The organism is Sphingobacterium sp. NPDC055431, assembly GCF_053644255.1.
In genome coordinates this window covers 656,034-668,569 of sequence record NZ_JBSHLH010000001.1, presented here as the reverse complement: position 1 = coordinate 668,569, position 12,536 = coordinate 656,034, and the positions used below count along the sequence as shown (strand labels likewise).

At 40.4% G+C, this 12,536-nt stretch carries 11 protein-coding genes; 2 read left to right on the top strand and 9 right to left on the bottom strand.

Annotated elements, in window-relative coordinates; all coding sequences use genetic code 11:
- Positions 1–8: 8 nt before the first annotated feature.
- Positions 9–716, bottom strand: coding sequence for a response regulator transcription factor (locus ACWIB3_RS02860; RefSeq protein WP_185210868.1), 708 nt, complete (start codon positions 714–716; stop codon positions 9–11).
- Entirely contained in the window at positions 706–1,581 is an 876-nt protein-coding gene (locus tag ACWIB3_RS02855) for a sensor histidine kinase (RefSeq protein WP_185210870.1), read from the bottom strand. Before ACWIB3_RS02855 ends, ACWIB3_RS02860 begins: the two co-directional genes overlap by 11 nt.
- Positions 1,582–1,701: 120 nt before the next feature.
- Here ACWIB3_RS02855 and ACWIB3_RS02850 point away from each other — a divergent pair, with 120 nt between their 5' ends.
- On the top strand, positions 1,702–2,403 hold the full coding sequence (locus ACWIB3_RS02850; RefSeq protein ID WP_185210871.1) for a YjjG family noncanonical pyrimidine nucleotidase: 702 nt from the start codon (positions 1,702–1,704) through the stop codon (positions 2,401–2,403).
- Positions 2,404–2,429: 26 nt separating this feature from the next.
- On the opposite strand, the gene ACWIB3_RS02845 is transcribed toward ACWIB3_RS02850, so the two are convergent.
- The 4 genes from ACWIB3_RS02845 to ACWIB3_RS02830 form a co-directional block, all read right to left on the bottom strand.
- Positions 2,430–3,533: an SGNH/GDSL hydrolase family protein gene (locus ACWIB3_RS02845; RefSeq protein ID WP_454290807.1), complete on the bottom strand. Its 1,104-nt coding sequence runs from the start codon at positions 3,531–3,533 to the stop codon at positions 2,430–2,432.
- Positions 3,533–4,351 (bottom strand): 3-keto-disaccharide hydrolase, encoded by an 819-nt coding sequence (locus ACWIB3_RS02840; RefSeq protein WP_185210874.1) that lies wholly within the window; start codon positions 4,349–4,351, stop codon positions 3,533–3,535. Before ACWIB3_RS02840 ends, ACWIB3_RS02845 begins: the two co-directional genes overlap by 1 nt.
- 58 nt (positions 4,352–4,409) lie before the next feature.
- A complete protein-coding gene (locus ACWIB3_RS02835) occupies positions 4,410–6,902 on the bottom strand; it encodes a TonB-dependent receptor domain-containing protein (RefSeq protein WP_454290806.1) in 2,493 nt (830 codons plus the stop codon).
- 87 nt (positions 6,903–6,989) lie between these two features.
- Positions 6,990–7,271, bottom strand: coding sequence for an ATP-dependent Clp protease adaptor ClpS (locus ACWIB3_RS02830; protein WP_093098694.1), 282 nt, complete (start codon positions 7,269–7,271; stop codon positions 6,990–6,992).
- A gap of 68 nt (positions 7,272–7,339) precedes the next feature.
- Here ACWIB3_RS02830 and ACWIB3_RS02825 point away from each other — a divergent pair, with 68 nt between their 5' ends.
- Positions 7,340–8,389 carry a 3-oxoacyl-ACP synthase III family protein gene (locus ACWIB3_RS02825; protein WP_254526332.1) on the top strand — a complete coding sequence of 350 codons (1,050 nt, stop codon included), beginning with the start codon at positions 7,340–7,342 and terminating at the stop codon, positions 8,387–8,389.
- A 54-nt stretch (positions 8,390–8,443) separates the two neighbouring features.
- Here the strand turns inward: ACWIB3_RS02825 and ACWIB3_RS02820 are convergent, their stop codons facing one another.
- The 3 genes from ACWIB3_RS02820 to atpA form a co-directional block, all read right to left on the bottom strand.
- Positions 8,444–9,133, bottom strand: coding sequence for a sterol desaturase family protein (locus ACWIB3_RS02820; protein WP_237219437.1), 690 nt, complete (start codon positions 9,131–9,133; stop codon positions 8,444–8,446).
- A gap of 823 nt (positions 9,134–9,956) precedes the next feature.
- On the bottom strand, positions 9,957–10,838 hold the full coding sequence (atpG, locus tag ACWIB3_RS02815; RefSeq protein ID WP_185210879.1) for an ATP synthase F1 subunit gamma: 882 nt from the start codon (positions 10,836–10,838) through the stop codon (positions 9,957–9,959).
- Positions 10,839–10,943: 105 nt separating this feature from the next.
- Positions 10,944–12,518, bottom strand: a complete 1,575-nt coding sequence (atpA, locus tag ACWIB3_RS02810; protein ID WP_254526333.1) for a F0F1 ATP synthase subunit alpha — start codon at positions 12,516–12,518, stop codon at positions 10,944–10,946.
- Between the last annotated feature and the right edge of the window lie 18 nt (positions 12,519–12,536).

Below are 12,536 nucleotides of genomic sequence, written 5' to 3'. Positions count from 1 at the left end.
CTATTCGTTTAGTTCGAGTTGTCTGTAAACTTATAACCGACTCCACGGATGGAATGGAAATAAATCGGATGCTTTTGATCAGGTTCAAAATACTTCCTAAAGGTCAAGATAAAATTATCGATCGTACGTGTTGATGGGTACACATCATAATTCCAAACTGTCTCCAAGATCTGCTCACGGGAAACTGCCTCATTTCTGCGCTCTATCAATAATTTAAGCAACATCGTTTCTTTCTTTGTCAAAGAAGTAATGCTACCATCAGCATGATGTAGCTCAAAGGAATTGAAATAGATGGTCTTGTCACCAATACTGTATGAATTCAACTCTTTTAGGTCATCTCCTTTCATACCACGGCGGATCAGGTTGCTCACGCGCAAAATCAGCTCTTCCAAGTTAAATGGTTTCACTAAATAATCGTCAGCTCCCTTTTTAAGGCCTGTAATACGGTCTTCTGAACTGTTTTTGGCCGTTAAGAACATAATAGGAACTTCCGAATTCTGAAGCCTTATGGTTTCTGCAACTTGGAAGCCATCGATTTCCGGAATCATTACATCCAGGATAATCAGGTTAAAACGTTCTTCCTTAAATATTTTTAATGCTTTTTTACCATCTGTTGCCGTCGTCACACGGTAGCCTTCAAGCTCTAGATTCAACTTGATCGCTTCTAACAGATGTTCCTCATCTTCAACTAATAGTATACGTTGTTTAGTTTGCATAATTTTCAAAAATTACTTCAAAGATACTCCCAGTAGGGGTATTATCCTTTACCCTAATGGTTGCATTGTGTTTTTGTAATACTGTCTTAACAATATATAACCCTAAACCAGTGCCTTTGGTTTTTCGGGTCGCTTCACTACCTACTCTATAAAACTTATTAAATATAAGTTTTTTTTCATCATCAGGTATTCCTTCGCCATGATCTGTAACCGAAAATAACAGGTTATTGCCTTGTTTCTTCAACTTGACATAAACAGTTGCACAAGGAGGTGAATATTTTACCGCGTTTTCAATCAAGTTTGTAATCACATTGCTGATCGCAAATTTATCTGCCTTCAACTCAATATCTCCGTCTAAATCAGGCTTGATGACTTGGGATTTACAGGCATTCTTCTGCAATCTATCCACGATCTGCTCCACCAATTCAGTGACATTAAAAGCCTCTTTAGGCAATTGATAGGCTCTATTCTCTAATTTAGTCGTCAACAGGATGTTTTCAACCAGATCATCCAAGCGTTCGATATCCTTTAGGGAATTCCCTAAAAAGACCTTCTGCTGCTCTCTATCCAGATCACGTTTCAATATCGTTTGAATATAGAGTTTTACAGATGCTAAGGGGGATTTAAGCTCATGAGTGATGGCCAATAGGAAGTTCTGCTGTTGCTGGCTGATCTCATGTTCTCTTTTTACATGTTTCTTCAGCTTCAAAGCTCCCCATATAAAGATCAACAAGAAAATCAGACCTTCTCCTATGATCATTCCCTTGCGGTCGGGTTCAAACTTTACTAAGATAAATCCCCACCACAATAATTGGGTAATCGCATAAAAGACAAGAAAATAAAATAGAAATAAAGCTTTTCTCATACTTGATGTTTCCTGCGCAAATGTACTCAAATACGGCTTCATTAGGAAGCAAGCCATACTTTATGACAGTAAACTTAGATTCCTGGTTGATTCAGCCAGCTATTGACCTTATATTTGCACATGTTCAACGATAAAAAACACTTATTTTTCGATTTAGACCATACCATTTGGGATTTTGATAGAAATGCCGAAGAAACCCTGCATGAACTTTATTTCAGATATTCCTTCAACGATATCTTCAATTTACCCACTTCGGAAAGGTTCATTGCCACCTATACTGAAAACAATCATCGTCTATGGAACCTGTATCACCATGGTAAGATAGATAAACCAACCTTGAGAAAATTGAGGTTTGCCGATACTTTCACCCAATTAGGGGTCAATCCAGAATTGTTCCCATTGGCTTTTGAAGAAGAATACCTAGAAATCTGTCCCACCAAGACCAATCTGTTTCCTAATGCACATGAGACCTTGGCTTACTTAAAGGACAGATATACCCTGCACTTGATTTCAAATGGCTTTAAAGAGGCCTGTGAGAAAAAATTACAGCATAGCAACCTTGCTCCCTACTTCGAAACCATTGTCATTTCAGAGATCATCGGTATCAATAAACCCGATATCCGAATCTTTGAACATGCCTTAAATAATGGTGGCGCGAATAAAACCGAAGCGGTCATGATTGGGGATAACTTAGATGCTGATGTTCGTGGAGCACAGAATGCAGGCTTGGAAGCCATTTTCTTCAATCCACTCGAGGTTGAGAAACCTGAAGATGTCAATCACATGATCAAGGATTTAAAAGAGTTACAACAGCTATTTTAATCCTGATAGCTGTTGTAACCCATATTTTATTTCAAGATACTCTTCAATAATTTGGTATAGGCGGCAGCGATTTTCTCCATTCCATAGTCATTTGGATGGGCATAGTCCACCGTTGAATTCCTATCCAATCCGATTTCCTTTTCTGATAGCCAATAAAGATTTTTATCTCCCTGTCCTTGCAAAGCTTTCACGGCCTTTTCAGCAACTCTTGAACGACTTTGGTAGTCTGCATTGGTCTTCATGTTGAAAACCCCTGGAACCTCACTAGAACTGTGTGCAGCAATGACGATTGGCGTCTTAGGATGCTTTACCCTGATGGTCTTGACAGCATTGTTGATCAAGCCAGTCAATTTATCTTTCCCATCCTCTCCCGCTACCGATAGGTTGGGGATACAATCCAGAATAAATACAGCAGCATCTTCCTGCTTGATCAAGTCTAAAATAGGTTGCTCCAACCTGCCATTTCCACTGAATGCCAAATTAACAACATCGTGGTCAAAGTTCCTACCCATCCAATTGGTCCAGCCTAAACCTGGCCTAGATGCACAGGCACCTTGAGCAATGGAAGTTCCATATACAATGATAGGCTTGCTCTTCTGATGGATAAAGTTCAGATCACCAGCTACCCCAATTTCCATCCATTTTACGGAATTATATAGCGGGAGGTATAACCTAAATATATTTCCCGAAAGGGATCCAAAATCTTCATAGGTATAGCCAATGGTATCTTTGAAACTATATTTCCCATGTATCCAATTCCATTCTTTCTCGTTAGGTGCTTTGGTATAAAGGTCCAAACCACTTACCCCCGTAGTTGGCATATGCGGCATATTCAGCCCTCCCGCAACTTGATAGCGAATGGAAAAGGAAGCTGCTGAAGTCTTGAACTCAACATAAACACCTGCTGCATCCTGGCCCAAATTCCAGACTGCATCCCGAACCTCCCCTTTCAATGCCAATGGTAATCTGGCATAGCCGTCATGAGCTCCTATTGGCTTAACCCTGCCCTTCAACGCACTTTCTTTCAGCACATCATGCCATTTGATCTCTTGTGCGGAAGCTATCAATAGCAGCATACAAAAAAGAGAGCTCAAAAAGCTCTCTTTCCAATGTTTTAATAATTTAAACATTATAATTCTTTTACAGTGATATTTCTCAACCATACATCATCACCGTGATCTTGGAATCCGATCACACCTGATTTCGATTTACCACCTACGTTATTCAATAACTCAAATGCCAAAGGCCATTTTTCCTTGCTGAATTTACTAGCTTCCAATAATTGAGTCCACTCAGGAGTCCACAATTCATATTCAACAACTTTCTCGTCGTTCTGGTAATGCGTTACTTTTCCTTTGCTAACAACAATCTTAGCTCTGTTCCACTCGCCTGCAGGGAATGCATTTTGAGGTTTCGCAGGGATCATATCATACAATGAAGATGATTTACGGTTTCCATCAACACCTTGTTTTGCATCAGGGTGGTTTTCATTATCCAATAACTGGAACTCAGGACTTGAAATGTAAATTGGCTGTCCTTTGATTTCTTTAGCCAAGAAGAAGGTTCCAGAGTTTCCTCCTTTTGAAATCTTCCACTCAAATTCCAGTTCAAAGTTTTTGAAATCATGAGCGAAGATCAAATCTCCACCTTCAGGATTTTGTACACCAGCAGGTGCTTTTGAAAACTTCAAGGTTCCGTTATCAATGCCCCATTTACTTGGCACATGGTCTTTGCCGTAGCCTCTCCATCCATTCAATGATGTTCCATCAAATAGAACGTATGCTCCAGCGGAGTTCTTTTTAAAATCTTTAAGGGATACTTTAGGCAGGTCCAGTACTTCATAGGCAGGAACATCTGCTCCTTTTTGCGTGGAAGCGTTCTTGGTTGCACATGAGGCAACTGTCAATCCGATTGCGCCTACTAATACATACATAAAGTTTCTTTTCATAGTATAAAGTTGATTAAGTGAAAATCTAATTTAAATAATCTTATCGTAAAATCAAGTATTAAAATTGTTGACCGCCCATATCGTCCATGTCAGGACCTTGTTGCTCACGGTCTTTTCTTCCAAAATTTTGAAGACCAAATCGGTAGGTAAATGAAAAGGTAATCATCCTCTTCATCCATCTATGCGAAAACTGCATTTCACGGTTCGGCAAGTAATTGTGCATTTGGAATTTGCGCGTATTGAATGCATCTCGTACATTCAGCATTAAACTACCCTTGTTCTTCAACACATCCTTTTTCAAGGCCACATCAACTCCACGCATAGGCTTCATTTCACCTTGCATGGTCTTCATTCCACTTCTATAATCTCCTCTGACCTGAGCAGAAAAAGTAGGTGTGATTTTTAGGTTTGTCGTCAGGTTTCCGTTCCAGTTGAACGACTCTCTGCCTTCAAGTCCCAGACCGGCTTTTGGATGGAAAGTAATTTGTGAAAGATTGGCATTTGCTGTAACATCCCACCACTTGGTTAAATTAACCTTGGATATCAACTCAAATCCAAAAGCATCCAGATCCGATGCATTTTCCCATTTCATATAGGTTACATTCGTCCTATCTCCTACAATATCAGCAATCAAGCTTTCATCATAGATCACCGGCTGGGTTTGATCGTTCACACGACGATAAAACACCGATGAAATAAAGTTCCATTTCTCATAAAACTTTGAAAAGCTCAATTCAGTGGAATGAATATCTTCTGGTAGCAAGTTAGGATTACCCTGACGGTAATTCTGAACATCTGAAACATCGATAAATGGGTTCACTTGCCATCCCCTTGGGCGCTGCACACGGCGTGAATAACTTAACTGCACTTTGTCTCCCTGTCCTTTTCCTACAGCATAACTTAAGAAAACACTTGGATATAGGCGGAAATAATCCAATTTACCTTGGTCACTCTTAATAATGCTTGGGTTATCTAAATCATGCGAATAGATATTGGTATTCAGGTTTGCTTGCTCAGCCCTTAAGCCAACTTGTGCTCCTAATTTCTCTGTAATCTGTTTTTGGTAATTGGCATATAGCGCATGAACGGTGCTCGTCATGTCAAAATCGTTCGTAATCCGATAATCAGGAAGAAATTGCTGGGTTAATGAATCAAGCTCTTCTGAATATTGACTTTCATCGGAATACCTTAAGATACTGCGATATCCAGCCTCGAATTTATGGTTCTCACCTAATGGCAGAACATAATCCAATTGCATGTTCCAGTTCTTACCGGACTCTGAGGTATTGTTCACACGCTTCAGATCCGCATTCCCGTTTGCAAATGTTTGATGGAAATCATTTACACCATCCTCTGTATCATAACCAAAGGAAACATTGGCCGTCAACTCTTCCCCTTCACGCTTTAATGTACGCTTAAAATCTACTTGGGCATCAATTCCCAAATCATCTTCATTCTGCAAGGAATTACGGAAACTGGTGGTCCCCAATCCTGGAACATTCCAATAATTATAGTTGATATCATTCCCACGTTCATTATCCCTTAAGCTCAAGTTGGTGGTCAAGCTCAAGGTTGTCTTATCGTTCATATAATAATCTGTACCGAATCGGATCGTATGGTTGTACCCTAGTCGATTGCTTTCTTCGATACTTTGGGTCCTAGGGCTTTCATTGGTTATTCCCCCATTGATATAATCGATGTTATCTGAAAAGCCACTCCCTAAATTATTACGGCGACTGAAATTATAGTTTCCAAAATAATTCACCTTGCCATCTCTATAATTAAGGGTCACTCCAGCATTTGCATTTTCATAGGAACCACCCGAAGCTGTTACCGATCCATTCAGGCCTAAGCGGGCATTTTTCTTAAGGATAATATTGATGATACCTGATTGTCCTTCTGCATCATATTTTGCAGAGGGGTTGGTAATGATTTCAACCTTGGCAATAGCATCTGCTGGCAAGGATTGTAGAAAAGCATTGATATCCGATCCTGCCATAGCCGATTCTTTTCCATCGACCAAGAATCGTACACTACTCGATCCACGAAGACTGATGCTCCCATCAGACTCTACCTGCAGCGTAGGGACATTGCCCAACAGGTCCTGCGCAGATCCGCCAACACTGACCATACTTTGGGAAACATCAAAAACCTTCTTGTCAATGCCAATCTGAAGGTCAGGAACCCTACCTTGAACAACCACTTCAGAGATCTTCTCCCCTTCTTCAGCCAATACAATAGCACCCAAGTCTATATCTTTACCCGCTGTAACAACAAAATTATTACGAGTATAGGTAGCAAAACCAATATAGGTCACTTGAAGGTTATAGGTTCCAGGGTCAACATCTGGGATGGAAAAAGAACCATTGGCGCTAGTTTGTTGGCCACGGATATAGGCATTGTTCACATTCGACAGCAAGCTTACACTGGCTCCGATTGCCGGCCTGATACTATCTTGTTCTAAAATTCGACCTTGAATATCGACTTTCTGGGCAAATAAAATAATAGGGAATAATAAAAATAAACTGCTTAGGCATCTTTTCAATAGCATTTTGGATCTTTCTTAGTGTTTTCAGCCACAAAGTTGCGCAATAATTAAGAAAGTTAAATGCTCGTAACTGTATTATTACGAGGGTATTTATTCCACCGAAACGGTTAATCCTTCAGTTTTTAGGATCTTTCGGTAGACCTCGACTTCGGTATAGGTACCTTCCAGGATAGTACACTTTCCTTTGGTATGTACGGTCCAGGCGATACGTGATGCTTCAGCTTCGGAATATTGGAGGTAATGCATGAGACAGTGAATGACATGGTCAAAGGTATTGAAATCATCATTCCACAAAATCAACTTGTTGGAATCTTTGGTAACTGCAAGGATTTCTTCAAGGGTAAATGTTTCTTGTTCAACTTCAGTGCTCATACTGCAAAAATAGCTTATTTTTCAAATAAATCAGTAATTTAGCTGAATTGTTTATTAAAGTTAGACCTATGTTTCAATCAAGAATAGCCGGCTTGGGATACTATGTCCCAAAGAACGTATATACCAATAATGACCTGACCCGTTTTATGGACACGAGTGATGAATGGATTCAAGAGCGTACGGGGATTAAAGAACGTCGTTTCGCCGATAGAGTGGGTGAAACAACAACCAGTATGGCGGTAGAAGCTTCCAAAATTGCTATTGAAAGAGCAAATACCACTGCAGAAGAAATCGACTTTGTTATTTTTGCTACCCTTTCCCCTGACTACTATTTCCCGGGCTGTGGCGTTTTATTACAGCGCGAAATGGGCATGAAAGAAGTGGGTGCATTAGATGTTAGAAACCAATGTTCGGGGTTTATCTACGCCTTGTCCATTGCCGACCAGTTCATCAAAACAGGTATGTACAAAAATATCCTGGTAGTCGGTTCTGAAAAACACTCCTTCGCATTGGATTTCTCAACCCGTGGTCGCGCAGTTTCCGTAATTTTTGGCGATGGTGCAGGTGCTGTGGTATTGCAACCAACCAAAGAAGAAGGGAAAGGCATTTTGAGCACACACCTTCATTCTGATGGTGCCGAAGCAGAGAAACTGGCGATGTACTACCCTGGTGCTTCTGCTGGTTATTATTTGGGCGAACAGATGCCACAATGGCCAGACGTAGAATTGGGCGGTATGTTAATGACCAAAGAAATGCTGGAAGACGGTTCAGCATTCCCATATATGGATGGCCAAGCCGTATTCAAAAAAGCTGTCGTAAAATTCCCTGAAGTAATTGGGGAAGCTTTAGCAAAAAACAACCTGAAAACTGCGGATATTGACATGTTGATTCCTCATCAGGCAAACCTTCGTATTTCTCAGTTCGTCCAAAAGACTTTGGGCTTGTCAGACGACCAGGTTTTCAATAACATCCAGAAATATGGCAATACCACTGCTGCTTCGGTGCCCATTGCACTTTGCGAAGCTTGGGAGGAAGGTAAAATAAAAGATGGTGATTTGGTATGTCTGGCTGCTTTTGGCGCCGGATTCACCTGGGGATCAGCTTTGATTCGCTGGTAATACAAAATCAGCCATAAAAAAGAAGGGGTTCATCTGAACCCCTTCTTTATATATTTAATTTAATTGTTGTTGCTGGACTTCCTTGAGTTCATTAGCTTTTTTCTTATCTGTTTGGGCAGCTTTCTTTTTGCTAAATCCAGAACCGAATATTACATCCCAGATCGCTGAACTAACCCCAAAACCTTTTTCAGGTTCCGAGTAATGGTGCAACATGTGGTGATCCTTAATCCTTTTAAACAAGCCTGATTTAAAATTAGCATGATGCATCGCATAATGGCATTCATCATAGATCAGGTAACCCAATAAGAACCCCGAGAAGAATGCCGCTAAGGTATAGGGCGAAAAGAAAAAGCTAAAGATAAAATAGATGATTGCTGCCATTGGGATACTTGCAGAAAGTGGCATAACCAATCGCAAGCGATCCTTAGGATAGTCATGGTGTACCCCATGGAAAATAAAATGCACTCTTTTACCGAATTTTGAACTCGGTTCATAATGGAAAACCCATCTATGCAATACATATTCCGCCAAAGTCCAAAACAACAGACCAAAGATATAGTACATCACGACAGTACCAACTGACAATCCCCCAGGGACCAATGCCCTCCAAATAAAAAAGATCTTAACAGGAATCCAAAATATCAATGGAACAGAATAATGTACCTTGGTCAACGATTCAAGAAAATCATTCTTGAACATTCTCGAAGACTCTGTCGAATTGGAAACATATAATTTCTTTGCCATACCCTAAATAATTTCATTTACACCCAAGGTTAATCGAATTAACTCTATCAAAGCTCACTGAGTTATAAAAACCCTACACAAATTTATAAAATTGCTCTTCAGAGCAAATTGAAAACTAAAATTTTGACAAAATTACGATAATAGTCAGAAATACAGAAGTCAAATGCGTAATATTAAGGTAATGTTGTCATAATATTAATCTTTCTGCTGTTAATAAATAGAACATCGTGGAAATGGAATGGTTTGCTTGGGATCGATATGAGATGGGAGATAGGAGATTTGAGTGGGTTTTGAACCAGGATTAAGGATTCGAGGATGGACCAAGATAATATGCTAATTGATAAATATTCCACCCCTGCTGGATGTTTGGAAAATTAACAAACATTTATCCTTCCTCAGGAAGTCCTTTAGCCTCTGGCTCATTTCCAGTGGCGGAGAGATGGAAAGAATGCCGTTGACCTGTGCGATGGGATTGGCCTTGGAATGCTGTCAGAAGATCATCCCCTTAAAAGGGATGATCTATTGAAAGATATTCCCGACAACAAGGCATTCTATCCATGTGCGGGAGCCCGTGCGAAAAGCCACCTAAAATGGGCCGAAGCGTTTACGGATTCGAGTTGTTTTTGGTATCCGTGAGCTCCTTCGTCGGTTTGGTTACTTTTGCGCTTCAAAAGTAACGAAGAATCTAAATTTTGTTTTTCCTTAACTTAATGACATTACCCAGCAGGACTGAAATATTTTTCAAACAATTCAACCATAGCCAACAAAAAAGCCGTTATCAAATGATAACGGCTTTCCTTATACAAATTAATATTTTTATTTATTAGCCATTTGAAAGGGCTGCAGCACCAGAAACGATCTCTGTCAACTCTGTTGTAATTGCTGCTTGACGCGCTTGGTTGTACGACAGTTTCAATTGGCGTAACAAGTCTCCTGCGTTTTCTGTTGCTTTATCCATCGCAGTCATACGGGCACCATGCTCAGACGCATGTGAATCCAGTACTGCTTTGTATAACTGAATCTTGATTGCTTTAGGAATAAGCTCTTCAATGATTTTTTCTTTTGAAGGCTCGATGATATAATCCAATTCAGCAACATTGTCCTCTTCTTTATTCTCAGGCAAAAGAGGTAAAATCTGCTCTGATGTCAAGATTTGAACGGCTGCATTACGGAACTGGTTATATACCACCTCTACGCGGTCGATGTTTCCTTCTTTAAACTGTTCCATCACGTACTCCGTAATTTTCGAAACATTTTCGAAATCCAAATTGTTGAACAATTCGTTGTTATTACCGATTACCTTGAAATCACGTTTGCTGAAGAAATCCTGACCTCTTTTTCCGATTGCGATAATACTGACATCTCCTCTTGCGAATTGATCTGCATATTTCGTTGCAATCAAATTATTGGCAGTTTTAATGGCATTAGCATTGAAAGCTCCCGCTAAACCTCTGTTTGAGGTCACCACGATGATCAATACCTTCGTAGGGATACGATCTTGCGTGAATGGCGAATTATTACCTTCTACGGAGGCTGAAACCTGAGCCAAGATCTCCCTCAATTTTGTCGCATATGGACGCAATTGGATGATAGCATTGGTTGCACGTTTCAACTTCGCTGCAGATACCATTTTCATCGCTTTGGTAATTTGTTGCGTAGAAGATACGGAGGTAATACGATTTCTAACTTCTTTTAAGTTTGCCATAATTTCATTATAGATAAGAGACATTAGACACAAGACATAAGATCTTTCATGCGTTTTGAGGCGCCATCAAGGTCTATTGTCTAATGTCTAACATCTAATGTCTAATTAATATTTTGAAGCTAATTCCTTAGCTACTTTTTCTAATACATCAGTTAATTCATCAGAGAACTTACCAGCTTTAAGTGCTGACAATACTTCTGGATGACGTTGCTCTAGTTGAGTCAAGAATTCTTCTTCGAATTCTCTCACTTTGTTTACAGGAACGTTACGTAGTAAACCTTTTGTACCTGCGTAGATAATAGCAACTTGTTTCTCTACTGAAACTGGTGAATACTGACCTTGTTTCAAGATTTCCACGTTACGGATACCTTTGTCCAATACCGCTTTGGTAGCCGCATCTAAGTCAGAACCGAATTTCGCGAAAGCTTCCAATTCACGGTACTGCGCTTGATCTAATTTCAAGGTACCAGCAACTTTCTTCATTGATTTGATCTGCGCATTACCACCTACACGTGATACCGAGATACCTACGTTGATCGCTGGGCGGATACCTGCGTTGAACAAGTTCGACTCCAAGAAGATCTGACCATCTGTGATGGAAATTACGTTGGTAGGGATATATGCAGATACGTCACCCGCTTGAGTTTCAATGATCGGAAGTGCAGTTAATGAACCACCACCTTTCACTTTGTCTTTCAATGATGCAGGAAGGTCGTTCATGTTACGAGCGATCTCATCAGAACTATTGATCTTCGCAGCACGCTCTAATAGACGAGAGTGAAGGTAGAATACGTCTCCTGGATATGCCTCACGGCCTGGAGGACGTTTCAATAATAATGACACTTCACGGTAAGCAACCGCTTGTTTAGACAAGTCATCATAAACGATCAATGCCGGACGACCTGTATCACGGAAGTACTCACCGATAGCAGCACCCGCCATTGGCGCGTAGAACTGCATTGGAGCAGGATCCGCAGCTGATGCAGATACGATCACTGTGTATGGCATAGCACCTTTTTCCTCTAATGTACGAACGATGTTCGCTACTGTAGAGTTCTTTTGTCCTACTGCAACATATATACAGAATACTGGTTGACCAGCTTCGTAAAATTCTTTTTGATTCAAAATGGTGTCGATACAAACGGCAGTCTTACCAGTTTGACGGTCACCAATCACAAGCTCACGCTGTCCACGTCCGATTGGGATCATGGCATCGATCGCTTTCAGACCAGTCTGTAATGGTTCAGTTACTGGTTGACGGTAAATAACCCCAGGAGCTTTACGCTCGATTGGCATTTCGAAAGTCTCTCCAGTAATTGGGCCTTTGCCATCGATAGGCTGACCTAATGTATTTACCACACGGCCTAACATACCTTCACCTACTTTAATAGATGCGATACGGTTAGTACGTTTGATAGTATCACCTTCTTTAATTTCATCCGATGGACCTAAAAGTACAACACCTACGTTGTCTTCTTCTAAGTTCATCACAATACCTTGTAGTCCATTCGCAAACTCAACCAACTCTCCTGATTGAACTTTTGTTAAGCCGTAAATACGCGCAATACCGTCACCTACTTGCAATACGGTACCCACTTCTTCTAAATCGGCTGCTGACTTAAAGCCTGACAATTGCTCTCTTAGAATTGCCGAAACTTCATCTGGTCTTACCTCTATCATTGTTGTAATTCGTATAAG

Excerpts from the sequence above, each read along its gene's own strand:
- ACWIB3_RS02825 (WP_254526332.1), top strand. The coding sequence starts at position 7,340 with ATGTTTCAATCAAGAATAGCCGGCTTGGGATACTATGTCCCAAAGAAC.
- ACWIB3_RS02855 (WP_185210870.1), bottom strand. The coding sequence starts at position 1,581 with ATGAGAAAAGCTTTATTTCTATTTTATTTTCTTGTCTTTTATGCGATT.
- ACWIB3_RS02830 (WP_093098694.1), bottom strand. The coding sequence starts at position 7,271 with ATGAGCACTGAAGTTGAACAAGAAACATTTACCCTTGAAGAAATCCTT.
- atpG (WP_185210879.1), bottom strand. The coding sequence starts at position 10,838 with ATGGCAAACTTAAAAGAAGTTAGAAATCGTATTACCTCCGTATCTTCT.
- ACWIB3_RS02845 (WP_454290807.1), bottom strand. The coding sequence starts at position 3,533 with ATGTTTAAATTATTAAAACATTGGAAAGAGAGCTTTTTGAGCTCTCTT.
- ACWIB3_RS02840 (WP_185210874.1), bottom strand. The coding sequence starts at position 4,351 with ATGAAAAGAAACTTTATGTATGTATTAGTAGGCGCAATCGGATTGACA.
- atpA (WP_254526333.1), bottom strand. The coding sequence starts at position 12,518 with ATGATAGAGGTAAGACCAGATGAAGTTTCGGCAATTCTAAGAGAGCAA.
- ACWIB3_RS02835 (WP_454290806.1), bottom strand. The coding sequence starts at position 6,902 with ATGCTATTGAAAAGATGCCTAAGCAGTTTATTTTTATTATTCCCTATT.
- ACWIB3_RS02850 (WP_185210871.1), top strand. The coding sequence starts at position 1,702 with ATGTTCAACGATAAAAAACACTTATTTTTCGATTTAGACCATACCATT.
- ACWIB3_RS02860 (WP_185210868.1), bottom strand. The coding sequence starts at position 716 with ATGCAAACTAAACAACGTATACTATTAGTTGAAGATGAGGAACATCTG.
- ACWIB3_RS02820 (WP_237219437.1), bottom strand. The coding sequence starts at position 9,133 with ATGGCAAAGAAATTATATGTTTCCAATTCGACAGAGTCTTCGAGAATG.